This is a genomic window from Celeribacter baekdonensis, from assembly GCF_003047105.1.
GTDB lineage: Bacteria > Pseudomonadota > Alphaproteobacteria > Rhodobacterales > Rhodobacteraceae > Celeribacter > Celeribacter baekdonensis_B.
This window is the reverse complement of record NZ_CP028472.1, coordinates 96,401-121,427: the sequence shown is the minus strand read 5'-3', so window position 1 is coordinate 121,427 and position 25,027 is coordinate 96,401. Positions and strand designations below refer to the sequence as shown.

Here is a 25,027-nt window from a genome sequence, read left to right as displayed (position 1 = left end):
TATGGTCCTGTGCGATCAGTTGTAGGGGATCGGGAACGGCGCACGCGAAACGGGCACGGTGGGATGAAAACTGTTTTCAACCACGGCCATGTCATAGGGGAACTGATAGTCCTCCGGCGCGTTGACCCATTGCACTGATACAAGGCCAAGTTTGGCACTGTTGGGCACTGGTCCGTTTGAAAAGTCGATCAGGCCACAGATCGTGTCGAGTTTGGTCGCAGCCAAAGCGTCACGCACGCTGTCAGGGTCATCGAGGTCCGTTGCACGACGCAACGTATTGATAAGCACCTCGAACATCGCATGGCGCGACCCCACACCTGCGGTCCATTGCCGTCCAGTCTCCAGCTCATAGCGGCGTGCGGTGTCAAAGGCGCTGGTGCCATCAAGAGACGAGATATAGGGGAAATCCGGGGTCCACCAGATCGGCACGGACACCCCTACGGCCTTTTCACCCAAAGGCTGAACAGAGGCCGGATATTCCGAGGATTTGCCAGCAATCACCGCTTTTGGCTGAAACCCCTGCTGGGCGCATTGGGTCCAGAACAGTGTGAAATCCGGCGGCGGCATGATGCCTTGGACGATGTCGACACCGCTGTCACGGAATTTTGCAATCTGGGTCGAGAAACTTGAGGTCGGAAGATCGAATCGCCCCGGATCAACGATGGAATACCCTTTGGCCCCAAAGCCATCTGTGAAAGCTTGCGACAGCACAACGCCATCGGCATCGTTCGGCCAAAGCCCCCCTACCGTGCCCCCTGGCGCGATCTTGTCCATAAAGGCCAACATGGCCCCGGCATAGGTCGCCACATCGAAAAACGCGCAATAGGTATAGTCAAACCCGACCGCCGGATCGCCGTTGCGGCCAAAGAACCACGGCTCAATAGGCAGATCGGAGGCAAGGCACGGCACGCCGTTCAACTCGCATTGATCAGAAGCCGGGTTGGCATTTTCGGGTCCGCCATAGCACAGCACCACATCGACGCCTTCGGACAGGATCAAATCCTGTGTAACCTCGGCGGCGCGGTTGGGGTTTGACTGGGTGTCGCGTTCCACGATCTCAAGCGGGTATGTCACGCCGCCATTTTCGATCACACCACCCGTTGCCGCCAGAATGCGGGACATCACGAATTCGGTGGGTTCCGCAAAAGCGGCCATCGGGCCGGTCTTGGGTGAGACAACACCGATTTTAAGGGGTCGCCCGGCGGCAAAGGCCGGACGGGTGGAAAAGCCGGTAAGCGTTCCGGCGACAGCGCATGCGCCGCCAAGCAGCGCTGCGCGCCGCGTGGGTCTAAATGTCATGGTAATCCTCCCAAAACGACTCGTTTTAAGTTTTGTGCATTTCAGAGTCGCACTGTTAGGATTTGCAAAAAATAATTTATTAGTCAAACATAAAATACCAAATTTATCGAAATACGATAATATTGATAAATTATAGTTTTGATTTTTGGCGCATACGCCGAGACTAGGGGATGTGAGCGTCTGGCACAGAAAGCTCTGCCATAAAGCCTTCGATCATCCGTGCGGTAGAAGAAAGGGCAGCGTAAATGTGGGGACGAATTTCAGTGGTGAGGTTGTGTTGCTCAATGATGACGGACAGCGAGGCATTGATGCCCAAATCCGTGCTGCGCACCGGCGCCGCAATTCCAACCAACCCGGTATCAACCTGTCCATGGGTCTCGCTGATGCCGATTTTACGGATGCCGGTGAATTCTGCGTAAAGCGTATCGGCATCTTTGGGCGCGTCAGACGCCTCAGACACCAGCTTCATGATCTGACGTTTTGGCAAAGTCGAGAGCACGGCCATCGAAGTCGCGCCGCGCAGCAATGGCATGGGACGTCCGAGTTCATAACTGGTGGCAAAGGTCGCGGTGTTGGCGCGCTCTTCCGCGACGCACATCACAGTTTTGCCATACAGGCGGGCCAAAATTGTGGTGCAAGGACAGGGGATCTGCCCCAGTAGAGGCCGCAGAAATTTTGCACCCGACAGCACCAAAGGGTCAGTCAGCCGGAGCCGGCGATAATACTCAACGAAAAACGGGCCAAGCCGGTATTGCGATTCAACCGTACTCTCCAAAAAATCCGCCGCAACCATCTCCCGGATCAGCCGATAAAGCGTGCTGGCAGAGGTCTCCAGCGCCTCCGAAATTTCCGCGACGGTCCAAGCCGGATGCACCTCGTCGAACAAGGCAAGAATCCGTGTATAACGCGTAATTCCCATCATCTTTCTGACCGTCCTGTCTGCACTCTTCTGTAGCTTTGATTTTTTCTTTTATCGGGAGAATGAGGAAACAAATAGTCCGTAAATCCCGAATTTTAAGATTCGGTATCTTTTGTGCATGGCCAGAACTTGACTCTAGCTATGCACCGCACATTCTACGGAAAAACTTTCATAAATTACTTATTTTATCGTTATTTGATAAAATACAAAAAAGTAACTTGCCATTTTGCTTCAAATAAACAATAAATTATAAAATACAAACGGGAGGACATAATGTCGCACAATGCTGTTCAGGCGGGAGCTTATTTGCACCACGTCGCCTTCGAGAGTTCCGATCCGGAGCGTCTCGCCAATTTTTACGCCGCCAATATGGACATGGGTGTCGAAAAGATTTCTGACACCGAGTTCCGTTGCTCCGGCCCGATGCGCCGTTTTGTAGCGGTGAAAGGCGAAGACAAAAAACTTGCCTACGCAGGGCTGGCCTATCGCAACGCCGAGGTGCTTGCCGCACAGCGGACGCAGGCCGAAGCGAACGGGGTTGAAATCCTCGACAACGTATCTCCCTATTTCGAGGACGGTGCATTTGCCGTGCGTGACAATGACGGGCATATGATCTGTTTCGGGATCGCGACGCACCGCACCACCGCCTATCTGCCGGAACGCGAAGGCATCCATGCCCCGACCCAACACTTGACCTTTGCCACCCAGAACCTTGAAGGGTTCAAAGAGTTTTATGTCGATAAGCTCGGTTTTTTCCTCTCAGATCGGGTGCTGCATGAAAATGGCGATCTGGCCACTGTCTTCACCACAACGAACCACGAGCACCATACCATCGCCTGTTTCAAATCTGATCGCACGGGCGTGGATCACCATTCTTATGAGGCCGCCACTTTTGAGAATATCAAAAAGTTTTGCGACCGTTTCGCCGCCAATGATGTGCTTTTGACCTGGGGGCCGGGGCGTCACGGGCCGGGCAACAACCTGTTCGTGTTCTACACCGATCCGGATGGCAACTGGATCGAAATTTCCGGCGAATTGGAAACCATCTACGACCGCGAGGTGATCGACTGGCCACAAGACCCGCGCACACTTAACAAATGGGGCCGCGCCATTTTGCGCTCGTGATCGGAGAGATAGAATGAAATTCATTAGCTTTACCCGTCTGGGCGAAAGCGGCGTGGGTGCCGTGGTTCCGGGTGGCATCGTTGATCTCGCGGGCAAACTCAGCCCCGAGATCAAAAGTCTCAAGGCGCTGATCGCGGCCGATCTCATGGACGCGGCAGCCGCCTATGTGGAGGGGCGTGCGCCGGACTTTGTCCTTTCGGATGTTACGCTTTTGCCCGTGCTGCCCGATGCCGGAAAAATCCTCTGCGTCGGTCTCAACTACGAAACCCATCGGGCGGAAACCAAACGGCCTGACGCTAAATATCCGACCATGTTCACGCGCTATGCCGACAGTCAGATCGCTCATGGCGCGCCGATGATCATGCCGACCGTGTCCGACAAGCTCGATTACGAAGGCGAGATGGCGGTGATCATCGGCCGCGGCGGGCGCAATATCTCCGAGGAGAACGCGCTGTCCCATGTGGCAGGCTATGCCTGTTACAATGATGGCACCATCCGCGACTGGCAACGTCACACGCATCAGTTCGGTCCGGGTAAGACCTTCCCCGGCACCGGCGGTTTCGGCCCCTATATGGTGAGCGCGGATGAGGTCGGCGATTACACCAAGCTGCCGATCCAGACGCGTCTGAATGGCGAAGTGATGCAGCAGGCCACTCTGTCCGATCTGATTTTCCCGGTTGAGCGTCTCATCGCCTATATCTCCACCTACACGCCGCTGTCGGCGGGGGATGTCATCTTGACCGGTACGCCAGGCGGGGTCGGCGACCGCCGCGAGCCGCAGCTCTACATGAAGCCCGGCGACGTGGTTGAGATCGAGATCGGCATGCTCGGCACGCTCATCAACCCGATCGCGGCAGAAAGTGTGCTTTGAGATGACGAGCACATCGCTGGACACCGATATTCTCGTCATCGGGGCAGGCCCCACTGGGCTTTTGCTGACCAATCTTTTGGGCGAAATGGGGATGAGTACGATTCTCATCGAGCGCAACGAGACAACCGTAGAGGAGCCGCGCGCGGTGTCCATCGACGACGAGTCCATGCGGGCCTTGCAAGCCGCAGGTCTTGCCACCGAGGTCGCCGCCATCACGGCGAAGGGCTATGGCTCACTGTATCGCGGTCCTTCGGGTCGGCAATTTGCAGCAGTCAAACCTTTCATCAAAGAATACGGGTTCGACAAACGCAACGCCTTTGAACAACCTGAATTTGAAGCCACCCTGCGCAGGGCCTTAGACCGTCATCCGTCCGTCGATGCCCGGTTTGGTGTGGCCCTGACCGACTTTGAGCAGAGTGCGGATCACGTCGCGGCAACGGTAACGGAGGCTGGCGGAACACGGGTGATCCGCGCCCGCTATATGGTCGCCGCCGATGGCGGCCGCTCGCATGTCCGCAAGGCACTTGGCATTCAAATGGAAGGCTCCACCTTCGCGGAACCTTGGCTCATCGTCGATCTGGAAACCACAAAAAGCCGCTGTTTCCATACCGAAGTCTTCTGCGCGCCCCGGCGGTCGGCCATCACCCTGCCCGGCCCGCGTGGCATTCGCCGGTATGAGTTCAAACTCAATCCCGGTGAAACGGCGGAAGAGGCAGAACGCACGCCATTTGCCCGCAAACTTCTGTCAGAAACGGGACCAGACCGCGACGAACCGATCCGTCGTCAAAAGGTCTATACGTTCCATGCGCGTATCGCCGAACATTGGCGGGCCGGACGGGTTTTTTTGGCAGGGGACGCCGCTCATTTGACCCCGCCTTTCGCGGGTCAAGGCATGAACAGCGGCTTGCGCGATGCACATAATCTGGCATGGAAACTGGCTGAAGCGTTGAACATGAAAGACCCTGAGCCATTGCTCGACAGCTACCAGACGGAGCGCAAGCCACACGCTTGGTCGATGATCGAACTGGCGCTTAAGATGGGCAAAATCATGATGCCCGACTCTGTGCTGCGCGGTGTTGCGATCCGCACGGGATTTCGCCTTTTGGGCCTTTACGGTCCGGCGCGCGACTATGTTGCACAGATGAAATACAAACCCAAACCGAAGTTCTCGGACGGGTTGATCCGCCCGGTTGCAACCGGTGCTGGTGCCGGGGCTGTGGGCCGTATGATCCCGCAACCCTTGGTCAGTACGCTCAATCGTGAGGAGCAATTGCTGGACACCAGTCTGCCGGATCGGCCTGTTGTGTTGATCTTTGACGAAACGCCGGATTTGGCCATGGATGCAGCCCTCCTTGCGCGGCTGCGCAACGCTGGGGCCGAGGTCATCGGTCTCACACCGGAATGGATGAACCCGGTGGCGGCCTCATTCCCAATCCTGCGCGATCAAAGTCGCTTTTTCTCGCAACCTCCATTCCGTGATTGTCTCGGGCATGGGCTTTTGTTGCGTCGAGACCGCTATGTGGCGGCGATTGAGCCCATCGGACAGATCGCAAGCCTTTTGCCGATGATTGCACGTTTGACGACCCCGCTCGACACAGCGGATCACCAGTCTGTCGCGACAGAAGAGGAGCTGCGCGCAACGGCCATCTAAAACACCATAAGGGAGGAAAAAATGAAACGCACACACCGACTGATTGCGCCCGCACTGGCGCTGTGTCTTGCTCTTGGAGCAGGCGCGGCGACCGAAGCCAGAGAGCTGAAGCTCTCGACGCCCACCCCCGAACCGCACATCATGACCAAATCCGGCCGGCATATGGCAGAGGCCTTTGCCACCGTTGGGGCGGATGACACGATTGAGGTTTTCCCGGCCAACAAACTGGGCGATGTACCGACCGTGTTATCCTTGCTGCAAAGCGGCGCGATCGAATTTGCGATCATCCCGGTCGGCGATCTCGCCAATCGCGATCCCTCGTTTCTTGCGTGGTTCCTACCCTATCAATTTGCCACGCTCGAAGAGGCCGGACAGGCGGCCAAAAGCGCCCCGGCGCAAGAGATGCTCGCCCGTCTGGACGCTCAGGGGATCAAAGGGCTGGGCTATGTCTTTCCCGGCCAACGCCATCTTTTGTCTACCCGGCCCATCACCTCGGTCGCGGAAATGTCCGGGCTAAAAGTGCGCGCCTTTCCAAATGATATTTTCAACGCTTGGTGGCGTGAACTTGGTGCGGCCCCCACGGCTCTGCCCCTGCCCGAAATCATGCCCTCTCTGGTCACCGGCGTCATCGACGCGGTCGATGTGGATATCGACATCGTCATGGGGCTTCAGATGCAAAAACAAGCGCCCCACCTTGTGTTAACCAACCACATGGCGTTCCCGGCGGCCATCCTCGCCTCCGGGCGGTGGTGGAACAGCCTAAGCCCAGAGGAACAGGCGCAGGTATCCAAGATCGTGTCCCAAACCCAAGACTGGGCAATTGCGACCCAGACCACGGGAGAGGCCGCGATTTTGGCAAAACTGGCCGCAGATGGGACGGACATCACAACACTCGACGATCTGATTTTGGCCGAGGCTGGTGAAAAAGTCCGTGACGCCTTTCTTGACCGCGATCCTTTGATCCGTCGTTTTTATGAGGCCAATCAGAACTGAGTGCTAAGGCCCCGGACACAGCGTTCTGGGGCCCCGCTCTCGTTCAGGAGATTTCCATGACATTTCTCAAACTGTTGGATCGTTTTTTGGTGCGTCTTGAAGGGGCCGTCGCTGTGCTTGCCATGACAGGTGTGGCGGCGATCCTCATCGCACAGGTGATCTTTCGATACCTGCTTCAGTCGCCGCTTTTCTTTGCCGAAGAACTGGCCCTCGTTCTGATGATCGTCGCCACCTTTACAGGCTTTAGCCTTATGGTCGCGGAAGGTCGTTTGATCACCATTGATCTGTTCGGCGGTCGCGTTAGCCCGCGCACCCACGTCCGTATTGCATGGGCTATGCGCGGTGTTGTGCTTGTGCTGGCCGCCGCGCTTGCGGTGTTTGCGATCCGCTATCTCGCGGTGCCGTGGGTTTGGATCGAACGATCTGCCACGCTGGGTCTGCCGCGGGCGCTGCTCTATGCCATCGTGACAACGGAATTGTGGTTTCTGGTTTTTCACCAGCTTGTTCAGCTTTTGCAAACCTGGCCGGGGCGCACCCCCGAACCACAGGAGGGCACAGCATGATCACGCTCGCGGCCTTTTTTATCTTTTTGTGTCTTGGGCTCCCCATCGTCTTTCTATTGCTGATGGCGGCCATTGTCTTTGCCTGGTCCAACGATGCCTCGATCCTGTTCGACAGTTTCCTTGTGCAATCGGTGAAAGGCGTGGAAGCCAACGGGTTTTTGGCCATCCCGCTCTACATGCTTGTGGGCGAGATCATGAACCGGGGCGGTATCACCGAACGGCTGATCCGCTCTTCCATGCGCCTTGTCGGACGGATGCGGGGCGGCTTGGCCTTTGTGAATGTTCTGACCAACGCCTTCGCTGCCGCCATCCTCGGCTCGGCCACGGCACAGATCGCGATCATGTCGCGTTCTATCGTGCCGGAAATGGAACGTCAGGGGTACAAACGCCCCTTTGCCACCGGGCTGACCGTGGCCACGGGGCTTTTGGGTCCGATCATCCCGCCCTCGATGTTGATGATCATCTATGGCGTTTTGGCCTATCAATCGGTGGCCGCCCTGTTCATCGCTGGGCTGATCCCCGGGTTGCTTTTGATGTCCGCGTTTTTCGTCACCGTTTGGCTGTCGAAATCGCATTTGCCCGAGGTGGACGAAAGTCGTCTTCCCGGTGGCACTTGGCGCGAGATCATGGCGGATGCTTTGCCCGGCCTCATCCCGCTCACGATCATTTCGGGCGTGGTCTCCGGCGCGATGACCCCGACCGAAGCCGGGGCTTTGGCCGCCGTGGTGGCTTTCGTTTTGGCGGCTTTTGTCTATCGCCGCCTCGGGATCAAAGATTTCGTTCCGGTCATGAAAAGTGTCGTCCTGTCTTCGGCCTCAATCATCATGTTGATCGGGTTTGCCACGCTTTTGGGCTGGACCTTGGCCTATGAGGCCGTGCCCGACATGTTGGCTCAGGGCATCGCATCGGTTGCCATTGGCCCCGTGAGCTTTCTCGTGCTGGTGTGCGTGGCTGTGTTCGTTCTCGGCATGTTCCTCGATGGCATCGGCGTGTTGATCGTGACTGTGCCGGTGCTTTTGCCGATTGCGACGCAATTCGGCGTCGATCCTGTGCATTTCGGGGTGGTCTTGGCCATATCAACCTTGACCGGGCTCGTCTCTCCGCCCGTTGGACCGGGACTTTACATCGCGATGGAGGCGACAGGACTGAAAATGATGGAGGTCTTCCGCGGGGCTTTGCCCTTTCTCGGCGCCTTCGTCCTTGTGTTGATCGTCATCATTTTGCTCCCCGCCCTCTCCGTTTGGCTGCCTGCGGCGGTCGGTTTATAATCACATAACCCATCACATCCAAGGGAACGGGCATGATGGCTCCTGCGAAAGGGCAGAGAAAAACATGGAAACGCATATGACATTGCCAGCTTATGACGGTTTTACCGGGCAATACATCAATGGCCAGTGGGTCTCCGGCACGGCCGGGCGCGTGCTTGAGGACCGCAACCCCTATGACAATACGCTGTTGACCGAAATTGCCATGGCCGGGTGTGACGATCTTGATCGCGCCTATGAGGCGGCGCGAATTGCGCAGCGCGACTGGGCCATGACTCTGCCGAAAGAGCGGGCCGGGATTTTTCATCGGGCTCTGAGGCTTCTCGACCAGCGCCGCGAAGAAATCATTTCCTGGGTCATTCGCGAATCCGGCTCAACCCGGATGAAAGCCACCGCTGAATTCGAGGCGATCCATGCGGGCATGGCAGAGGCGGCAAGCCTGCCTTACCTGATGCACGGATTGATCATGCCGGTTGACCGCCCCGGCAAAGAGGCGCGGGTGTACCGCAAACCTGTCGGCGTGATCGGGGTGATCAGCCCGTGGAATTTCCCGCTGCATCTGTCGAACCGCTCGGTGGCCCCCGCCATCGCGCTTGGCAATGCCGTTGTGCTCAAACCCGCAAGTGACACGCCGGTGACAGGTGGGCTTTTGTTGGCGAAGATTTACGAAGAGGCTGGCCTGCCCGCGGGTGTGCTCAACGTGGTGATTGGCGCGGGCTCCGAGATCGGTGACGCATTCTGCGCCCATCCGGTGCCGCGCATTATAAGTTTCACCGGCTCCACCGAAGTCGGCCAACGGATCGCCCGTGTCGCCGCCGGGTCGACCCGGCTCAAAAAACTCGGGCTGGAATTGGGCGGCAACGCGCCTCTTGTGATCCTTGACGATGCCGATCTTGGCATGGCGGTCGAGGCCGCTTTGGTCGGGCGGTTCCTGCATTGTGGGCAAATCTGTATGAGCACCAACCGGATCATTGTCGATGCGGCGCTGCATGACGATTTCTTAGAGGCCTATTGCGCTGCCGTGTCCGGGATTAAATACGGCGATCCAAACGCCCCTGACACCATGGTCGGACCGCTTTGTAACACCGCACAGGTGCGATCAGTCACCAGCCTGATCGAGTCCGGTCGACAGCAGGGGTTCGACCTTCGTGTGTCCGGCGAGATCGACGGTCGGATTGTGCCGCCCCATGTTTTCGCCGGTGTGACCAATGACTCCCGTCTGGCCCAGACCGAAATTTTCGGCCCCGTCGCGCCAGTGATCTGCGCCGCCAATGAAGCGCAAGCCCTCACCTTCGCCAATGACACCGAATACGGGCTGTCCAGCGCGATCATCACCGGGGATGAAGCGCGCGGCCTGCGCTTTGCCCAAGGTATCGAAGCGGGGATGACGCATATCAACGACATCACGATCCACGACTACCCGCATGTGATGTTCGGTGGCGAAAAAAATTCGGGGCTTGGACGGTTCAACGGTCATTGGATTGTGGAAGAATTCACCACCGACCATCTGGTCACGGTCCAACGGTGATTTCGATCTTATACCCGCAAAAAACCGGTGTCTGCCGCCCCCCAAATCGGCAGAACCATCAAATTGGAACAGGTCCACATGCCAATGCACACGGCCTAGTCGATTGGAAATACAAGACCTTAGAAGGGTTTCTGCGTGGTGCGCAGCGCACCTGCGGCCATGCCAAATGGGTGCTCAATGCCGAAAGGTCCACCGCTGGGCAAGACCGCAACAGAAGGTGTGGAACGTCGCGCATCTCTGGCTCAATGCGGCGGATTTTCTGAATCCCATTTAGCGGCCGCGTCATGCACTATTGGCCCAAACGTCAAGCAATTCTGACCTTCACCACGGCCTGTGCCAAGGTCGTCAGAGCGGGACTTTCCTTGCTTTGATCTGAATGGCGGCTTTCGTAAATTATGATCAGCACTGGCCAAAAATTCGAGGGCAGTATGAAAACACAAATAGAACCATTTAGACGTCAGACGAGGCAATCACGGCATCCGCGATCTCGGCAATAGGCGAGCTGACTTTCATCGCTTTGTCGCGAAGACGTTTGTACGCTTGCTCTTCGGTGATCTGATGTCTCTCGGATAGGATGGCGACCGCCTTCTCTATCCGCCGCCTTGCTTTGAGGGTTTCATCAAGCGCCTTCACCCGTTGTTGAAGCCGCCCTTCGTGTTGGGCAAGACTGACGGCGGTTGTCAACGCGGCCAGCACACCAAATATTCTAATCGGCTTGGACAGAACCGCATGAACCTGAAGGCGTTCGAGCGCGGATAAAATTTCCGGCGTTTCGTAAGAGATTATGGCGATGCGTGTGATCGCATCAGCGGTTGCCATCCATTTTACTGCGTCGCCGGACTCGTTGCGGGACAACAAAAACAACACAACATCGGTATCCGCAGGTAGAACATCAGGCGCGCGAGACAGTTTCTCTGTCTGGCACCCGATGCGCCTGAGTTGCGCGAGCAAGGTCCGGCGATCTTCATCATCTGGATGGATGACCAACACTCGTTTTCTTCGAAGCCGACGAAGCAAACTCTGGTCGCTTGGGACGCTGCCAGTCATGCCGATGCCAGCTCGCCGATACTGCGATCATAGGCGACGAGGTACGGGTCCGGGCGGATACTTTGAGGGCTGCTCCAGACAATATCGTATTGTCCCTCGGCGGTTGAGCGGCCAACTTGTGGACGCAGGGTGAAGTGATTGGTGTCCAGATCAATGGAAAGGTCGCCGCCGGGGGCCTTGAAAACGGCTCCGGACAAAGCCGACAGCAGGCTTGCACTGTCGGTTTGACCGGCCACCCGCGCCGCATCAGCAAAAAAATGCACGAGCGAGTATGTGGTTTCAGAATACACACTCGGACTTGCGTCCTCGCCAAAACGGGCGCGGAAAATTTTCAGAAACTGTCGATTGGCATCCGTTTGCGTACTGCTGAAATACGGGGCCACGGTCAGGTGTCCGGCCCGCGCGTTTTCCGTGACTTTTGCCAATTCGGCCTCAGTGGTCGTCAATGACGCAATCGGTGCCTTGCGGTCTTTCTGATCCAAATCGGCATAGCACGTGCAGAGGGTGACACTGTCGCCGCCAACCACAGTCGAAAGGATAGCATCTGGACCCTTTGACGCTGTTTCACGCAGCTTTGCTGCCATTTCCTGCTGACCGGTCCCGAAGCAGATAGATTTCGCTGACGATCTCTGTGTCACTTTCCGCCGCGAACTCGCTGACGATCCGGTTGATTTCCCGCGCATAAAGAGTGTCTGTTCCGATCAGCGCGATTTTCCGGCCTTGTTCGGCGTAGATGTGTTGCATCAACGGCAGAACAAGCTGGTTCGGTACAGCGCCACCATAGATCACGTTCGGGGAATACTCGAAACCTTCATAGACCGAGGGATAAAAGAGGATACCGTTAAACCGTTCGACAACGGGCAGAACCCTTTTGCGACTTGCAGAAAGGCAGCACCCGAAAATGACATTGACGTTGTGCTTCAGTAGCAGCTCCGTCGCCAGTTCCGCATAGCGTTGATCATGACCAGCGGGGTCAAGGACAATGGGATCAATCTGCATACCCTCGATACCGCCCGCCGCATTGATCTCCTCGATTGCGAGGAGCGTCCCTCGCAGAAGGGCTTCTTCCGTGACAGCCATGGGGCCGGATTGGGAAAACAGCACTCCTACCTTGATTTTTGGTTCTGCCATCATCTTACCGCCCTTTGTCAAACCGCCGTGCAATGTCCAACAGGACTTCGCCTTTTCCAGGCTTGCCCATCAGCATCATACCGATTGGCAGACCATTTGTTGAGTCTCCAACTGGCAGAGTAACGCAGGGCAGCCCCGCAAGATTTCCGGGCCAACAGAACCATGTCATGCTGTCTTGCGTCGTGACATCGCGCCCGCCGAACTTCTGCCGATCATCACCGTGACGCGGCGCGGATACAGGCAACGTCGGGAGAGCCAACGCATCCCACTCATCTAGATCATTCAAAAGAAGGTTGATGAACCGGCTCCGCAGTTTCTGGGCATGCATTACCTCTTGCCCTGTGATAAGTTTTCCCGCTTCCAGATGCGCTCGGGTTACGCATGAAAAGGCGTTTGGGCTGCGAGAAAGAAGCGCCTCATGGTAGGATGTTGCTTCGACATGCAGAATGGCCTCCCACGCTGCGAAAAAGCTGCGCATGTCCGGCAAACTGGCATCGGTAACACTGGCGTCTGCCTGTCCCAACTTATAGCGCACCGCCGCATCAACTTCGTCAGAACGTTCCAGCCCCAGACCTGACAGATGCAGAACTTTCGGCTTTTCTGGTGCCGCAATTGAACGGAAGGATTTTGCTTGGGCTGTTGAGGCATCCTGTGGGTCCGCACCAAGGAAGTATGGCAGCAGAAGGGCAATGTCGTCTAACCCTGACGCTATCGGCCCCGGCGCGTCCAGTGACCAACTTAGTGGCAGAACGCCGTGGCGGGATGCCCGCCCGTAGGTCGGTTTAAATCCGTAGACCCCGCAAGCCGACGCGGGGATACGGACAGAGCCGCCCACCAATCGCAGTTTGGCGGGAACACGAAGGTGGAATCCCCCTTCGGTTACCGGAGGATCGACTTCAGTTCTGGATTAGCTTCCTGCCCGAACAGGAGCGAACCCTACGGCCAACCGGCATTCACCTCTTTGGCCTGCGCTACTGGTCCGCCGCGCTCAGCGGCGACGTAGGCCGGTCGCAACGACGGCTTCTGATCAAATACGATCCGCGAGACATGTCGCGCGTGTTCGTACGTCGTCCTTCGGGCAACTTTGTCGAAGCGCGCTATGCGGACCTGACCTTGGCACCCATCACCCTACACGAGGCTTTGACTGCCCGTCGCGCATGCGTGAGAAAGGACGGCGCTTGAACAGCGAAAGATGGTCGATGCGGCGGTCGTCAGGACCGCAGCGGCGCGACGTGCCAAAACGCAGCCGAAACCAACGACTAATGCCAGGGAAACGGGCACGCTTCGCGGTGTCGACTCCAGCAAACCGGTGCCGTTTGTTGAGGACACTGAATGACCTGGAGGCACCATGACCGATACAACTGCTCACCTGACCGCCAACACGATAGCCCTGCTATTTGAACCGAACGCAGGGCGCATCCGCACCATTAGATCACGACGCTGGATCCTGTATCCACGTGCCAAGCAAGCTCTTGATCGCCGGACTGGCGTTCTAAAGACGCCGGTTCTGGCCATGGAAATGGTCAGCCGCCCGGGGGAGCGGCGGTTCTATGGCGAGCTTCTCACCCTTCTGGGTGCCCCGCAACGGCCGCGCACCGACATTGCCCAGTGGAACAGGCGGCACTGAGGATCATGGCGGCCATCGGTGTACAGGTGCTGGTGATCGACGAGGGCCACAACATCCTCGCCGGGACCTACCGCGAGCAACGTATCGTCCTGAACACGCTGCGTTTCCTCAGAAATCGTCTTCAGATATCGTTGGTCTGCTTTGGTGTCAACGAAGCCCGGGAGGCCATCGGCGGTGACGTTCAGCTCGCGCGCCGGTTCGAGCAGTTTACCTTGAACCGTTGGGCCGCCAATGAAGACTTTGAGACGCGTGTCACATCGATCCTGCGCAATACCCCGCTTCGCAGACCCTCTGTGCTGACGCCCAAATCCCTTCGACGCATTCTGCAAATCACTGACGGCGTTACCGCCAACATTTTCCAGACGATCAACAGCCTTGCGATCAATGCCATCGAGAACGGGAGTGAGTGCATTACCGACAGTGCCGTTGAAACTTGGGTGCCCACGTTTGATACCGAGGCTGCCTTCGCATGAATCACTGCCTGCCCGTCACTCTGCCGCCCCTGCCCGGCGAACTTCTGTCATCATGGATCAGTCGACACGCAGAATTCTACTGCGTCACACCGCTGACCATGCTCCGCCATTGCTTGCCGGAATCGGCATCGCTTCGGGCAATCGATCTGATGTTAAGTATCGATCAGGCGAACACAAGTCGGTCCCCTACTCGCCAAAACACCCAATACTGCCGCTCCATCTCCGTCCCGCACTCCTCGCAGGCGTGGCAATCATCGAACGCGCAGGACCCGCAATGCTAAAGATGCTGCAAGCGCACATGCTTGGAGAAAACAAGAACCGGTTCATCAAAGCAACTGACCATCTGGTTTCCCCGGCTTTCGAATCGGGACCACCGCAACAATTGCAGCTGATTTAAGATCTGGAACCAGCCGAGTCTCACAATTAAATGCTAATCGCCGAAAAAACCGCCGCAATCTTACAATTAACTGCTAAGTGACAAATGGTTCCCTTTGAAATCAATCGTCACGGTTGGCCGGTCGCTTTCAAACTCAAAAACCCACACCTAGCACTTGCGAGCCGGTCCAACCAACCGCAAAAACTTTGCGACAGAACCTCTGGTCGACACTTGGGATGACGCCCTTGATCTTGAGAGCAGACCACAGTCCCCACACGCAAAGCCCCGATGTTTCGGATGAAACAGGGCCCGATATCGCCTCTGATATCGCTCCAGATCTCGTGGCGCATCACCGCCCGGATTGTACGCGGCACGGTGGGCACGGCCCAAAATACCACCACGACAGATGCCCAGATCCACACAGCGCTGAGCCGCTGGGGCGGCACATTACGTGCCGCGATCGAACATAAAAAACGCTACCCGTCGGCGGCAGCGGGGGCAAAAGGGTCGGTCATGCTACAGATTACAGTGACCAGAAACGGCCAGATTGCCCGGGTCACACGTCTGGGCACCTCTGGCAATGCCGCCTTGGACCGCGCGGCCATCAAGGCCGTGCTACAGGTGGGGAAAATCCAACCCACGCGCCCCTCTCTCGCCCGCGCGACATATACTTTTGAACAGAAAATCAGCGTCACCCAGCCCTCACAGGTCATAGCCTTACAGGCTGAGCGTGACCCCTGACGTCAGATCCCAACACAGTCTTGCCAGTGTCGGGCATACGCGATGAGATTCGGGGCGGGGGGCTGTGCGCGTGTCACCGTCGCGACCCCCGCGCCCTCTTTTGCAAACAACAACGCAGCCCCGACGCTTGTCCCTGTCGATGAGGTCGCGATTTCGACACCCTCACCGCGAAGCACATCCAACATCGCAAGATAATCCGCGTTGGCCCCGAACGGTCCTTCGACCACGCAAGGGCCAGCAGCCCCGATCAGATCAAGGCATGTGTGAGTCATCAAGGCGAGATACAGCGACAGCGCAAAGATGCGTTCCCCGTCGGTCTTTGGCGTTTGGGTCCAACTGTGTCTGCGCCCGGCGAATGGCCCGCTTTGTGGCACGACAGCGGGCAACAGCATCACACCATCGCGCAACACGCGCGCCCGATCGTCCGGTGTCGGCACAAGGTTTGAGCCATCGCGGATCATGTCAAACTCGCGCCCGCCCATGAAACGTGCCGAGGGCACAGGTTGGCCGTAAGCATTCGCATTGATCAGAGTATCGCGTGTCGGATCAAGCGTCACAGACGCGCCGTTCACCGACATGGCAATCACCCAAGTGCCGGTGGAAATGACAGAAAAGGCCCCTTCCCGCCCGATCAAATGCGGCAAAAGCGACGCATTGCTGTCATGGATGCCACAGACAACCGGGGTGCGCGGATCAAGCCCCGTGAGGGCGGCAATCTCGGGCGTGATCGCGCCCAGAATATCAAAAGAACGATGCGCGGGCGCGATTTTATCCGTCAGGCCCAGCCTCTCCACCAGTGTCGAGAACCGCCCCGCCTCAGGGTCCCACAGATCAGTGTGACAGCCCAGAGAACTGATGTCCGTGGCCATGTTCCCGGTCATCAGATAGCCCCAATATTGCGGATAGGTCAGGATATGCGCGGTGCGCGATTGCAACTCCGGGTCCTGATCGAACAGCCAATATAATTGAGCGCCGACATTGAGTCCCATGGGCAAGCGCGGGCTTCCGGTCTCGGCAAACGGCGGGCGGATCGCATCATAGCGCGTGGCGGTGTCATCAGGGCCGGTGTGTTCGTAATCAAGCATCGGCGTGGCCAAAGCACCCTGTGCATCCAGCAACACCACAGATGCGCCATGGGTGGTGACAGAGATCGCATCAATGCCGTGACTGGCATGAAACGCCCTCAGGTGTTCAAGGAAGAACGCCCAGTGCCCCTCCAGATCGAAATGCGGATAGGGCGCGTCCATCAACACCGTGTTGGGCCGGGTCACCACGGCAATTTCACGCAAGCTCTGCCCATCCACCAAAGCCAGTTTGGCGTTGGTCTTGCCGACATCCGTCACGGCAATATGGCGTGGTATCGTCTCGGGCGCGCTCATGACATGTGAAACACGGTTTGCAGCGGCGTTTCAACCGGGCTGTTGTCGGCGTTTGTCTCCATGATATCCGCCATATAGGCCCACCATTTCTTGACCACCGGATGGTCCGGGAGCGTATCCATTATGTGATCGTCACGCCGCCAGAGCACCGCAAAAAGATGGCATGTTTGCGGGTCATAATGGATCGAATAATCCGAGACCCCCGCCGCTTTGAGGCCGTCGCAAAGCTCTGGCCAGATCTCATCATGGCGTTTTTTGTACTCATCCAACTGGCCCTCATTTAGGACCATACGAAAGGCGTATTTCTCCATCACATGGCACCTCGCAATTTGCTCCAAAGCCGTGGCAAGGCAATGACCCCGATGAGCAAAAGGCCGATAAAGATCGACATCACGATCCCCGGCACATTCAAAAGCCCAAGGCCAAAGGTCACAAGCCCCATCACGAAGGCGGCGATCACCACGCCTGGAATGGTGCCGGAGCCGCCAAGGATATTGACGCCGCCCAAAACCACCATGGTCACCACCTCAAGCTCCATCCCGGAGGCAATCGAGGGACGTGTGGAGCCAAGGCGCGAGGTCAGACAGACGGCGGCCAGCCCGGACATGAGACCGGTGAGCAGGAACAGGATCATCTTGACCCGCGCGACACGGATGCCCGAAAACATCGCCGCCGTGGCATTGTTGCCGATGGCATAGACCATGCGGCCAAAATTGGTTTTGTGTAAAACCACACCGTAGATCACCGCCAAAAGGGCAAAGATCACCAATTCGACGGAGATCACCCAAAAGGCATAGCCTTGGCCAAACCATGCGAAATCCGCAGGGTAGCCGCGAAACGCGCCGTCGCCCAGTATGATATAGCTGATGCCGCGAAACAGGCTCATGGTACCGATGGTGACAACGATGGAGGGCAGGCCCAGCCGTGTGACCAGCACCCCGTTGAAGGCCCCGCACACCAGCCCCGCACCAAGCCCCGTGAGCACGATCACAGGTGTGCCCGCGCCCAGCTCCATCACAACCCCCATGACGGTGGAAGAGAGCGCGATGATCGAAGCGACGGAGAGATCAATCTCCCCCGACACGATCAAAAGCGCCATGGCAAAGGCGATCATCGCCTTTTCGGTAAAGTTGAACGTGGCGTCCGAGAGGTTCCACGCGTTGAGAAAATAGGGCGAGGCAAAGGTGTTCAGGATGAAAATCCCGATCGCCACCACCAAAAGCAGACTTTCCCAGCTTTTGAGTCGCGCCTCCAGCGGGGACCGCAAACGGTCGGGCAACTGGCGGCCTTTCGGGGTCTCGGATGTGTCTGTCAGGCTCATTTGGCATGCTCCGCAGATTTGAGAATGACACGGCCCTTGGACCGGCCGGACCGGGCATTGAACGCCACGGCAATAATGATCGCAGCCCCTGAAATGGCGAGTTGCCAAAACGGGGAAATATCGACCACCGGCAGGGCATTTTTGACCACGCCCAGGAACAGGGCGCCCAGAACGGTGCCAATCACCGTCCCGGCCCCGCCAGCGATGGAAATCCCACCGATGACACAGGCCGCCACGACATCAAGTTCGAACCCGCCCGCGATATCGACATAGGCGACCGCGTAGCGCGCGATCCACAGATACCCGGTGAGCCCCGCCAACATGCCGGAGATGACAAAGGCCAGAAACTGTGTCTTGCCCACATCAATCCCGGTGTAAACGGCGGCGTGGGGATTGCCGCCCACGGCATAGAACGACCGGCCCAGTGTAGTGCGCGCCATGACCACGAACATCACGACAGCGACGAGAATCCCGATCCAGCCCAACACCGGCAGGCCGAGAATGTCATGCCGCGCAAAGCCCGTAAAACGAGCGCTCATCTCATGGGAATTGATCCATTTGCCATTGGTCAAAAGGAAAATGATACCGCGAAAAATCGTCATGGTGCCGAGGGTGACAACGATGGGCGGAATATTGAGTTTCCACACCAAAATCCCGTTGATTGCCCCCAGAAAGGCGCCCAAAGCCATCGCCACGACCAAAATCACGCCAATCGGCAGCCCCGGCATGGCAACATTAAGCATGGCGCACACCATCCCCGTCAGGGCAAGGTTGGCGGCCACGGACAGATCAATGCAGCGCGTCAGAATGACCACCATCTGACCCAGGGCCAGAATCATCAAAGGCGTGGTGTCGTTGAACACGGATTGCAGGTTGCGCGGCGCGATAAAGCCCTGAAACCGGGTGGAGATCAGCGCCAAAAGCACTAGGATCGCGCCCAAAAGGATCGCTTCGCGTGATTTCAAAAGACTCATGCGGCCTCTCCTTTGACGCCGATGCCCGCGGCGTGGCGGACAAGTGTTTCGGGGGTCAGATCATCGCCCGCAAGCTCGGCGGCGATCCGGCCTTCGCGCATCACGATCACGCGGTCGGACATGCCGAGAATTTCGGGGATTTCAGACGAAACCATGATCACCGACAGGCCTTCGGCGGCAAGTTCGGACATGAAATCATGCACCGCCGCCTTGGACCCGATGTCGATGCCTTTGGTGGGTTCATCGAGGATAATCACCTGTGGTTTCGTGGCCAGCCATTTGGCGATCACCACCTTTTGCTGGTTGCCGCCAGAAAGGCTCCCGACCGTGGTGTCCAATGAGGCCGCGCGCAGATCAAGACGTTCGGTATATTCGCGCGCAAGGGCAAATTCTTCGGCCATGCGGATGAATCCGCCCTTTGAGGTGCGGTTGAGTGAGGGCAGCGTCACGTTTTGGAAAATCGGCATGTCCAAAATCGCGCCCTGTTTGCCGCGATCCTCGGGGACATAGACGATCCCGGCCTCGATCGCGCCCGCTAGCGAACGGATCACCCGCACCTTATCCTTCACCCGCACAGCGCCTTTGGACGGGCGCGTGACGCCGATGAGCGATTGCATGAACTCGGACCGTCCCGCGCCCACAAGCCCATAAAACCCTAGGATTTCACCCCGACGCAGGGTGAAATTGATGTCTTCAAACTCGGTCGGGTGGCTGTAGCCCACGACCTTGAGAACCTCGTTGCCAATCACCGCATGGCGTTTCGGGAAAATCTGATCCACGGCGCGGCCCACCATCATCTGGACAAGAGCGCCTTCGTCGATGTCGGAAATCTTTCCATCACCGACGAATTGACCGTCACGAAACACCGTATAGCGATCGGAAATGCGAAAAATCTCGTCGAATTTATGCGAGATGAACAGGATCGCCTTGCCTTGCGCCTTGAGGATATCGACCAGTTCATACAGCTCTTCGATCTCTTTCTGGCTGAGCGCGGCGGTGGGTTCATCCATAATCACCACCCGCGCCTCAACGGACAACGCGCGCGCAATGGCGACAAGGTGGCGCGAGGCGATGCTGAGGTCTTTGAGCTTCACCGCCGGATCAATCTCCGCGCCGATGCTTTCCAGAATCTCCTGAGCCTGGGTCATCTGCGCCTTGGTGTCGATCAACCCGAACCGGGTTTTCGGCGCATGACCGATAAAGATATTCTCCGCCACGGTGAGCTCTTCGAACAACACGGTTTCCTGGTGGATCGCGGTCACGCCCGCCGCAGAGGCGTCTTGCGCCGTGGCGAAATTCACCGACGCACCATCCAAAAGGATCTGACCGCCATCCGGCTGATAAATCCCGGTCAGAATTTTGACCACGGTGGATTTTCCCGCGCCGTTTTCGCCCACCAAAGAGGTCACTTGCCCCGGATAAAGCGCCAGCTGAACGCCATCGAGCGCTTTCACGCCCGGAAATGTTTTCGTGATCTGGTCAAGCGCGAGCAAAGGCCCTTGCACTCCGACCGATGTCTGGTCAGTGCCCATAATGCGGTCTCGTTGGCTGAGGAATTTAAATGCGGTGGTGGCCCCGAAAGAGCCACCACCAAGACCTGTCTCAGACGATCAAAAGATGTCTTTGAAATCGTCGATGTTGGAGCTGTCATAGACAAAGGGATCGGCCATGGCGGCGGAGTTCGTGTCATCGAGTGTGATCTCGCCCATGCGACCGATCTCGATCACCGCACCCGGCTCTGCGGTCGCGGCCTCCGTGGCCAGTTGATAGGCCAACATGGTCGCCGAATAGCCCAAATCAATCGGGTTCCAGATCGCAAAGGATTTGGACGCGCCGCTCTCGATCGCGCCGGCCATTTCAGACGGCAGACCCAGACCGGTGACATTCACCTTGCCGACCTTGCCCGCATCCACCACGGCCTGGGCCGCGGCCACGATCCCGACCGAGGTCGGCGCGATGATCGCATCAAGCTCCGGGTAGGACTGCATCAAACCGGTGGCCTCACGATAGGATTTATCCGCAAGGTCATCGCCGTACACGGTGGCCACAACTTCGATGCCTGGATAGTTGCCCATCACCTTGTTCATCTCTTCCATCCAGATGTTCTGGTTGGTCGAGGTGGTGGTGGCCGACAAAAGCGCCACTTTGCCGCCCTCCGGCAATTCATCCGCAGCAAGTTTGATGATCATATTGCCGATCAACTCATTGGACGATGGGTTGAGATGCGCCATGCGACCATCCTCGGCCACACCCGAATCCCAGGACACAACCGTAATCCCGCGCTGCATCGCCTTTTTGAGCGTCGGCACCAAAGCGTCGGTGTCGTTGGCGGAAACCGCGATCGCATCGACGTTTTGCGCGATGAGCGAATTGATCACCTCGATCTGGCCTTCTGCGGTGGTGTCGGTCGGGCCAGTGTAGATGATCTCGACATTGCCAAGCTCATCTGCGGCCTCCTGTGCGCCCTCAGCGGCGGCTTCGAAAAAGCCGATGCCAAGCGCCTTGACGACAAGCGCGATGCGCAGGTCTTCGGCATGAGCCGTTCCGGCAAAAAGCCCGGTTGCAACGGCCACGGACGTCAAAAGTCTGGTAAATTTCATAGTGGGGTCCTCCCTAAGTCACCCTTGTGTTTGGCGGCACTGGCCCTCCTCGGATCAGGACGCCACCTCTTCTTTCGCGCCCGCGATCGGGGCCACGATAAGTTCAATATCCGCCGCCTCGATCATGGCGGCGGAACGGTCACTGATGCCTTCATCGGTGATCAGGATGTCGATGGTGTCGAGCGAGCACAGCACAAGACTTGAGCGACTCTTAAACTTGGACGAGTCGACCAAAAGCACCAATTCATCCGCCTGCCCGATCAGCTTTTGTTCGGCTTGGATGATCAGCGGGTCCGCCTCCATCACACCTATCGGTGCCACGCCCTGCGCGCCCATGAACATGCGCCGCGCATAGAAATTCCTGGTCACATCATTGTCGAACGGCGACAGCACGATGTTTTGTTCGCGGTAGATGACGCCGCCGGAAATCAGCACCGAGTTTTTTGAATTTTTCAACAGGTGCTCGGCAATCGGAAAGGAGTTGGTAAACACCTGACAGCGCCGCGTCGCCAGAGGGTGCACCATCTGAAAGGTCGTCGTGCCGCCGTTGATGATGATCGGATCGCCATCCTCGCACAGCTCCACCGCCGCACGGGCAATCGCTTGTTTTTGCTTGATGTTGATCGTTTCATTGACGGAAAATGGTCGTCCGGCCAGACCGGGGAATTGATTGGGCGCAAGCGCCTCCGCCCCACCCCGCACACGGCGCAGTTTCTTGGCCACATGCAGCGCCGCGATGTCGCGGCGAATGGTGGCCTCCGAGGCCCCAGTCAGGCCGCACAGATCAACCACCGTCACGACCGGACGGTCCTGAACAGCAGATAGAATGATCCCGTGGCGCTCTTTTTCGTGCATGATAGTCCTCCCGTCGGCCTTGAGAGTGCCGCAAGAAATCAATCATTGTCAATCATTAAATGTCATTATAATCATTCTGCACCTGCATTATGATTGATTTTGACTATTTATGATTGACAATGCGCCGCAGCCTGCGCAGTGTTCGAGCCATATGGTCCCATGACCTGAGATCAGGAGGAGATTCACAATGACAACCGCATCAACGCGGCTCGCATCGCTTTGGGATGACGCCAAGGCCGAAAAAATGAGCGAACCGGAAAAGCTTCTGTACCGCTCCAACCTGCTTGGGTCTGATAAACGCGTGACCAATTACGGCGGCGGCAACACTTCTGCCAAGGTGATGGAAGACGACCCGTTGAGCGGTGAAAAGGCCGAAGTGCTCTGGGTCAAAGGCTCCGGTGGGGATGTCGGTTCGATCAAGATGGACGGGTTTTCCACGCTCTACATGGACAAGCTGCGCGCCCTCAAAGGCAAATATCGCGGCGTCGAATTCGAAGATGAAATGGTCGGCTACCTGCCGCATTGCACCTTTAACCTGAACCCGCGCGCCGCCTCGATTGACACGCCGCTGCACGCCTATGTGCCGAAAAAACACGTCGATCACATGCACCCGGATGCGATCATCGCCATCGCTGCGTCGAAAGACAGCAAGGCGATGACCCAAGAGATTTTCGGCGATGACATCGGTTGGTTGCCGTGGAAAAAGCCGGGTTATGAGCTGGGTCTGTGGCTCGAGGATTTCTGTCTCAAAAACCCGGAGGCCAAAGGGGTCGTGCTCGAATCCCACGGGCTGTTCACCTGGGATGACGATGCGAAAACCTGTTACGAGTTGACGCTTGAGATCATCAACAAAGCTATCGCCTATTTCGAAGAAAAAACCAAGGATGTCCCCGCCTTTGGCGGTCCGATCCACCAAAGCCTCGATGCCAATGCCCGCCGTGCGGTGGCCGCGAAACTCATGCCCGCGATCCGCGGTTTTGTCTCCGGTCAACAGCACATGGTTGGCAATTTCGTCGACAGCGACACGGTTCTGGACTTTGTGAACGCCAAAGACATGCGTGATCTGGCGGCGCTTGGCACCTCTTGTCCGGACCATTTCCTACGCACCAAAATCTGTCCGCTGGTGATCGATTTCGATCCGGCCAAAGGCAATATTGACGAGGTGCTCGCAGGCCTCGAAGCGCAGATTGCAGAATACCGCGAAGGCTACAAAGCCTATTACCAGCGCTGCAAACATGACAACAGCCCGGCGTTGCGTGATCCGAACGCAGTGGTCTATCTGATCCCCGGTGTCGGCATGATCACCTTTGCCAAGGACCGCGCCACCGCGCGGATCTCAGGCGAATTCTACGTCAACGCGATCAACGTCATGCGCGGGGCCTCTGCGGTGTCGGACTATTGCGGCTTGCCGGAACGGGAGGCCTTTGACATCGAATATTGGCTTCTCGAAGAGGCCAAATTGCAACGTATGCCCAAACCCAAATCCCTCGCGGGCCGGGTGGCTCTGATCACCGGCGCGGCGGGTGGCATTGGGGCGGCGACGGCGGCGCGCTATCTCAAAGAGGGCGCTTGCGTCATGCTGGCCGACATCAATGAAACCGCGCTCGAAGAGGTCCGGGCGGGCTTTGCCGCACAGTTCGGAGCGGACGTGGTGCGCAAGGTTCAGATGAACGTGACCGACGAGGACGCGGTGATTGCGGCCTATGCCGATACGGCGGTTGAATTTGGCGGTGTCGACATCCTTGTGTCCAACGCGGGTATCGCCTCTTCCGCGCCAGTCGAGGACACCACTTTGGCGTTGTGGAACAAGAACATGGACATCCTGTCCACCGGCTATTTCCTCGTCTCTCGCGAAGCATTCAAAATGCTGCGGGTTCAGGGCATCGGCGGATCGGTGGTGTTCGTGGCCTCCAAAAACGGCCTCGCGGCCAGCCCGAACGCCTCCGCCTATTGCACGGCGAAAGCCTCTGAGATCCATCTGGCGCGCTGTCTGGCGCTCGAAGGGGCCGAGGCGGGTATTCGTGTCAATGTCGTCAATCCGGATGCTGTGCTCAAAGGTTCTAAAATCTGGGAAGGCGAATGGTTGGAACAGCGCGCAGGCACCTATGGCACCGACAAGGACGGGCTTGAGGAAATGTATCGTCAACGCTCCATGCTCAAACGCTCGGTTCTGCCCGAGGACATTGCTGAAGCGGCGTATTTCTTTGCCTCCGAACAGTCGGCCAAATCCACGGGCAACATCATCAACGTGGACGCCGGCAACGTGCAAGCGTTCACACGCTAGGGGGG

Annotated in this window: 26 protein-coding genes; 13 read left to right on the top strand and 13 right to left on the bottom strand. The window is 57.5% G+C overall.

All coding sequences use genetic code 11. The features are described 5' to 3' along the window. Positions 1 to 15 precede the first annotated feature (15 nt). Positions 16 to 1,299 carry an ABC transporter substrate-binding protein gene (locus DA792_RS00585; RefSeq protein ID WP_107717458.1) on the bottom strand — a complete coding sequence of 428 codons (1,284 nt, stop codon included), beginning with the start codon at positions 1,297 to 1,299 and terminating at the stop codon, positions 16 to 18. Positions 1,300 to 1,462: 163 nt separating this feature from the next. After that, the gene (locus DA792_RS00580; RefSeq protein WP_107717456.1) at positions 1,463 to 2,221 is read right to left on the bottom strand and encodes an IclR family transcriptional regulator; all 759 of its coding nucleotides are present in this window, start codon (positions 2,219 to 2,221) and stop codon (positions 1,463 to 1,465) included. Positions 2,222 to 2,491: 270 nt separating this feature from the next. Here DA792_RS00580 and DA792_RS00575 point away from each other — a divergent pair, with 270 nt between their 5' ends. From DA792_RS00575 to DA792_RS00545, 7 genes are all read left to right on the top strand, one after another. Then, positions 2,492 to 3,343 carry a VOC family protein gene (locus tag DA792_RS00575; protein ID WP_107717454.1) on the top strand — a complete coding sequence of 284 codons (852 nt, stop codon included), beginning with the start codon at positions 2,492 to 2,494 and terminating at the stop codon, positions 3,341 to 3,343. Between the two features lie 13 nt (positions 3,344 to 3,356). Beyond that, on the top strand, positions 3,357 to 4,214 hold the full coding sequence (locus DA792_RS00570; protein WP_107717451.1) for a fumarylacetoacetate hydrolase family protein: 858 nt from the start codon (positions 3,357 to 3,359) through the stop codon (positions 4,212 to 4,214). 1 nt (position 4,215) lies between these two features. Further along, on the top strand, positions 4,216 to 5,865 hold the full coding sequence (locus DA792_RS00565; protein WP_107717449.1) for a bifunctional 3-(3-hydroxy-phenyl)propionate/3-hydroxycinnamic acid hydroxylase: 1,650 nt from the start codon (positions 4,216 to 4,218) through the stop codon (positions 5,863 to 5,865). 21 nt (positions 5,866 to 5,886) lie between these two features. Further along, positions 5,887 to 6,858 (top strand): TRAP transporter substrate-binding protein, encoded by a 972-nt coding sequence (locus tag DA792_RS00560; protein WP_107717448.1) that lies wholly within the window; start codon positions 5,887 to 5,889, stop codon positions 6,856 to 6,858. A gap of 56 nt (positions 6,859 to 6,914) precedes the next feature. Next, positions 6,915 to 7,421: a TRAP transporter small permease gene (locus DA792_RS00555; protein ID WP_107717447.1), complete on the top strand. Its 507-nt coding sequence runs from the start codon at positions 6,915 to 6,917 to the stop codon at positions 7,419 to 7,421. Continuing rightward, complete coding sequence (locus tag DA792_RS00550) at positions 7,418 to 8,689, top strand: TRAP transporter large permease (RefSeq protein ID WP_107717445.1); 1,272 nt, start codon at positions 7,418 to 7,420, stop codon at positions 8,687 to 8,689. The genes DA792_RS00555 and DA792_RS00550 overlap by 4 nt, the downstream gene beginning before the upstream one ends. Positions 8,690 to 8,765: 76 nt before the next feature. Beyond that, positions 8,766 to 10,214, top strand: a complete 1,449-nt coding sequence (locus DA792_RS00545) for an aldehyde dehydrogenase family protein (RefSeq protein ID WP_107717944.1) — start codon at positions 8,766 to 8,768, stop codon at positions 10,212 to 10,214. A 450-nt stretch (positions 10,215 to 10,664) separates the two neighbouring features. Here the strand turns inward: DA792_RS00545 and DA792_RS00540 are convergent, their stop codons facing one another. From DA792_RS00540 to DA792_RS00525, 4 genes are read right to left on the bottom strand one after another with little or no spacing between them, the layout of a single operon-like run. Continuing rightward, the gene (locus tag DA792_RS00540) at positions 10,665 to 11,204 is read right to left on the bottom strand and encodes an ANTAR domain-containing response regulator (RefSeq protein ID WP_254679209.1); all 540 of its coding nucleotides are present in this window, start codon (positions 11,202 to 11,204) and stop codon (positions 10,665 to 10,667) included. Positions 11,205 to 11,257: 53 nt separating this feature from the next. Next, positions 11,258 to 11,845 carry a transporter substrate-binding protein gene (locus DA792_RS00535; protein WP_107717441.1) on the bottom strand — a complete coding sequence of 196 codons (588 nt, stop codon included), beginning with the start codon at positions 11,843 to 11,845 and terminating at the stop codon, positions 11,258 to 11,260. Beyond that, on the bottom strand, positions 11,826 to 12,395 hold the full coding sequence (locus DA792_RS00530) for a transporter substrate-binding protein (RefSeq protein WP_107717439.1): 570 nt from the start codon (positions 12,393 to 12,395) through the stop codon (positions 11,826 to 11,828). The genes DA792_RS00535 and DA792_RS00530 overlap by 20 nt, the downstream gene beginning before the upstream one ends. Before the next feature lies 1 nt (position 12,396). Further along, positions 12,397 to 13,227 (bottom strand): amidase, encoded by an 831-nt coding sequence (locus DA792_RS00525; protein ID WP_254679208.1) that lies wholly within the window; start codon positions 13,225 to 13,227, stop codon positions 12,397 to 12,399. Between DA792_RS00525 and DA792_RS23120 the strand changes: the two genes are divergently transcribed. From DA792_RS23120 to DA792_RS00505, 5 genes are all read left to right on the top strand, one after another. After that, positions 13,179 to 13,574, top strand: coding sequence for a Mu transposase C-terminal domain-containing protein (locus DA792_RS23120; RefSeq protein WP_368074460.1), 396 nt, complete (start codon positions 13,179 to 13,181; stop codon positions 13,572 to 13,574). The two genes, DA792_RS00525 and DA792_RS23120, sit on opposite strands and share 49 nt — an antisense overlap. A gap of 166 nt (positions 13,575 to 13,740) precedes the next feature. Further along, positions 13,741 to 14,019, top strand: a complete 279-nt coding sequence (locus tag DA792_RS22580; RefSeq protein WP_254679207.1) for a TniB family NTP-binding protein — start codon at positions 13,741 to 13,743, stop codon at positions 14,017 to 14,019. A 5-nt stretch (positions 14,020 to 14,024) separates the two neighbouring features. Next, entirely contained in the window at positions 14,025 to 14,492 is a 468-nt protein-coding gene (locus tag DA792_RS22575; protein WP_254679206.1) for a TniB family NTP-binding protein, read from the top strand. Next, complete coding sequence (locus DA792_RS22570; protein ID WP_254679205.1) at positions 14,489 to 14,773, top strand: TniQ family protein; 285 nt, start codon at positions 14,489 to 14,491, stop codon at positions 14,771 to 14,773. Before DA792_RS22575 ends, DA792_RS22570 begins: the two co-directional genes overlap by 4 nt. A gap of 392 nt (positions 14,774 to 15,165) precedes the next feature. After that, positions 15,166 to 15,609, top strand: a complete 444-nt coding sequence (locus DA792_RS00505; RefSeq protein ID WP_159075121.1) for a TonB family protein — start codon at positions 15,166 to 15,168, stop codon at positions 15,607 to 15,609. 2 nt (positions 15,610 to 15,611) lie between these two features. Here DA792_RS00505 and DA792_RS00500 read toward each other — a convergent pair whose 3' ends face one another. The 7 genes from DA792_RS00500 to DA792_RS00470 all read right to left on the bottom strand — a co-directional run bounded on the left by DA792_RS00500 (position 15,612) and on the right by DA792_RS00470 (position 22,738). Continuing rightward, positions 15,612 to 16,988: an FGGY-family carbohydrate kinase gene (locus DA792_RS00500; RefSeq protein WP_107717434.1), complete on the bottom strand. Its 1,377-nt coding sequence runs from the start codon at positions 16,986 to 16,988 to the stop codon at positions 15,612 to 15,614. Beyond that, on the bottom strand, positions 16,985 to 17,299 hold the full coding sequence (gene rhaM / locus DA792_RS00495) for an L-rhamnose mutarotase (RefSeq protein WP_107717432.1): 315 nt from the start codon (positions 17,297 to 17,299) through the stop codon (positions 16,985 to 16,987). Before rhaM ends, DA792_RS00500 begins: the two co-directional genes overlap by 4 nt. After that, positions 17,299 to 18,309 carry an ABC transporter permease gene (locus DA792_RS00490; protein ID WP_107717430.1) on the bottom strand — a complete coding sequence of 337 codons (1,011 nt, stop codon included), beginning with the start codon at positions 18,307 to 18,309 and terminating at the stop codon, positions 17,299 to 17,301. Before DA792_RS00490 ends, rhaM begins: the two co-directional genes overlap by 1 nt. After that, complete coding sequence (locus DA792_RS00485) at positions 18,306 to 19,283, bottom strand: ABC transporter permease (protein ID WP_107717428.1); 978 nt, start codon at positions 19,281 to 19,283, stop codon at positions 18,306 to 18,308. Before DA792_RS00485 ends, DA792_RS00490 begins: the two co-directional genes overlap by 4 nt. Then, on the bottom strand, positions 19,280 to 20,815 hold the full coding sequence (locus DA792_RS00480; protein ID WP_107717426.1) for a sugar ABC transporter ATP-binding protein: 1,536 nt from the start codon (positions 20,813 to 20,815) through the stop codon (positions 19,280 to 19,282). Before DA792_RS00480 ends, DA792_RS00485 begins: the two co-directional genes overlap by 4 nt. A 78-nt stretch (positions 20,816 to 20,893) precedes the next feature. Continuing rightward, positions 20,894 to 21,883 carry a rhamnose ABC transporter substrate-binding protein gene (gene rhaS / locus DA792_RS00475; RefSeq protein WP_107717424.1) on the bottom strand — a complete coding sequence of 330 codons (990 nt, stop codon included), beginning with the start codon at positions 21,881 to 21,883 and terminating at the stop codon, positions 20,894 to 20,896. Positions 21,884 to 21,937: 54 nt separating this feature from the next. Next, positions 21,938 to 22,738, bottom strand: a complete 801-nt coding sequence (locus DA792_RS00470; protein ID WP_107717422.1) for a DeoR/GlpR family DNA-binding transcription regulator — start codon at positions 22,736 to 22,738, stop codon at positions 21,938 to 21,940. Positions 22,739 to 22,925: 187 nt separating this feature from the next. Between DA792_RS00470 and DA792_RS00465 the strand changes: the two genes are divergently transcribed. Next, positions 22,926 to 25,022, top strand: a complete 2,097-nt coding sequence (locus DA792_RS00465) for a bifunctional rhamnulose-1-phosphate aldolase/short-chain dehydrogenase (protein ID WP_107717420.1) — start codon at positions 22,926 to 22,928, stop codon at positions 25,020 to 25,022. Positions 25,023 to 25,027 lie beyond the last annotated feature (5 nt).

What these genes read in the sequence shown, in the direction of transcription:
- DA792_RS00570 (WP_107717451.1), top strand. Translation starts at nt 3,357, where the DNA reads ATGAAATTCATTAGCTTTACCCGTCTGGGCGAAAGCGGCGTGGGTGCC.
- DA792_RS22580 (WP_254679207.1), top strand. Translation starts at nt 13,741, where the DNA reads ATGACCGATACAACTGCTCACCTGACCGCCAACACGATAGCCCTGCTA.
- rhaM (WP_107717432.1), bottom strand. Translation starts at nt 17,299, where the DNA reads ATGGAGAAATACGCCTTTCGTATGGTCCTAAATGAGGGCCAGTTGGAT.
- DA792_RS00500 (WP_107717434.1), bottom strand. Translation starts at nt 16,988, where the DNA reads ATGAGCGCGCCCGAGACGATACCACGCCATATTGCCGTGACGGATGTC.
- DA792_RS00555 (WP_107717447.1), top strand. Translation starts at nt 6,915, where the DNA reads ATGACATTTCTCAAACTGTTGGATCGTTTTTTGGTGCGTCTTGAAGGG.
- DA792_RS00550 (WP_107717445.1), top strand. Translation starts at nt 7,418, where the DNA reads ATGATCACGCTCGCGGCCTTTTTTATCTTTTTGTGTCTTGGGCTCCCC.
- DA792_RS00535 (WP_107717441.1), bottom strand. Translation starts at nt 11,845, where the DNA reads ATGGCAGCAAAGCTGCGTGAAACAGCGTCAAAGGGTCCAGATGCTATC.
- rhaS (WP_107717424.1), bottom strand. Translation starts at nt 21,883, where the DNA reads ATGAAATTTACCAGACTTTTGACGTCCGTGGCCGTTGCAACCGGGCTT.
- DA792_RS00560 (WP_107717448.1), top strand. Translation starts at nt 5,887, where the DNA reads ATGAAACGCACACACCGACTGATTGCGCCCGCACTGGCGCTGTGTCTT.
- DA792_RS00505 (WP_159075121.1), top strand. Translation starts at nt 15,166, where the DNA reads ATGAAACAGGGCCCGATATCGCCTCTGATATCGCTCCAGATCTCGTGG.
- DA792_RS00575 (WP_107717454.1), top strand. Translation starts at nt 2,492, where the DNA reads ATGTCGCACAATGCTGTTCAGGCGGGAGCTTATTTGCACCACGTCGCC.
- DA792_RS00490 (WP_107717430.1), bottom strand. Translation starts at nt 18,309, where the DNA reads ATGAGCCTGACAGACACATCCGAGACCCCGAAAGGCCGCCAGTTGCCC.
- DA792_RS00530 (WP_107717439.1), bottom strand. Translation starts at nt 12,395, where the DNA reads ATGATGGCAGAACCAAAAATCAAGGTAGGAGTGCTGTTTTCCCAATCC.
- DA792_RS22570 (WP_254679205.1), top strand. Translation starts at nt 14,489, where the DNA reads ATGAATCACTGCCTGCCCGTCACTCTGCCGCCCCTGCCCGGCGAACTT.
- DA792_RS00465 (WP_107717420.1), top strand. Translation starts at nt 22,926, where the DNA reads ATGACAACCGCATCAACGCGGCTCGCATCGCTTTGGGATGACGCCAAG.
- DA792_RS00565 (WP_107717449.1), top strand. Translation starts at nt 4,216, where the DNA reads ATGACGAGCACATCGCTGGACACCGATATTCTCGTCATCGGGGCAGGC.
- DA792_RS00580 (WP_107717456.1), bottom strand. Translation starts at nt 2,221, where the DNA reads ATGATGGGAATTACGCGTTATACACGGATTCTTGCCTTGTTCGACGAG.
- DA792_RS00480 (WP_107717426.1), bottom strand. Translation starts at nt 20,815, where the DNA reads ATGGGCACTGACCAGACATCGGTCGGAGTGCAAGGGCCTTTGCTCGCG.
- DA792_RS22575 (WP_254679206.1), top strand. Translation starts at nt 14,025, where the DNA reads ATGGCGGCCATCGGTGTACAGGTGCTGGTGATCGACGAGGGCCACAAC.
- DA792_RS00585 (WP_107717458.1), bottom strand. Translation starts at nt 1,299, where the DNA reads ATGACATTTAGACCCACGCGGCGCGCAGCGCTGCTTGGCGGCGCATGC.
- DA792_RS00485 (WP_107717428.1), bottom strand. Translation starts at nt 19,283, where the DNA reads ATGAGTCTTTTGAAATCACGCGAAGCGATCCTTTTGGGCGCGATCCTA.
- DA792_RS00470 (WP_107717422.1), bottom strand. Translation starts at nt 22,738, where the DNA reads ATGCACGAAAAAGAGCGCCACGGGATCATTCTATCTGCTGTTCAGGAC.
- DA792_RS00545 (WP_107717944.1), top strand. Translation starts at nt 8,766, where the DNA reads ATGACATTGCCAGCTTATGACGGTTTTACCGGGCAATACATCAATGGC.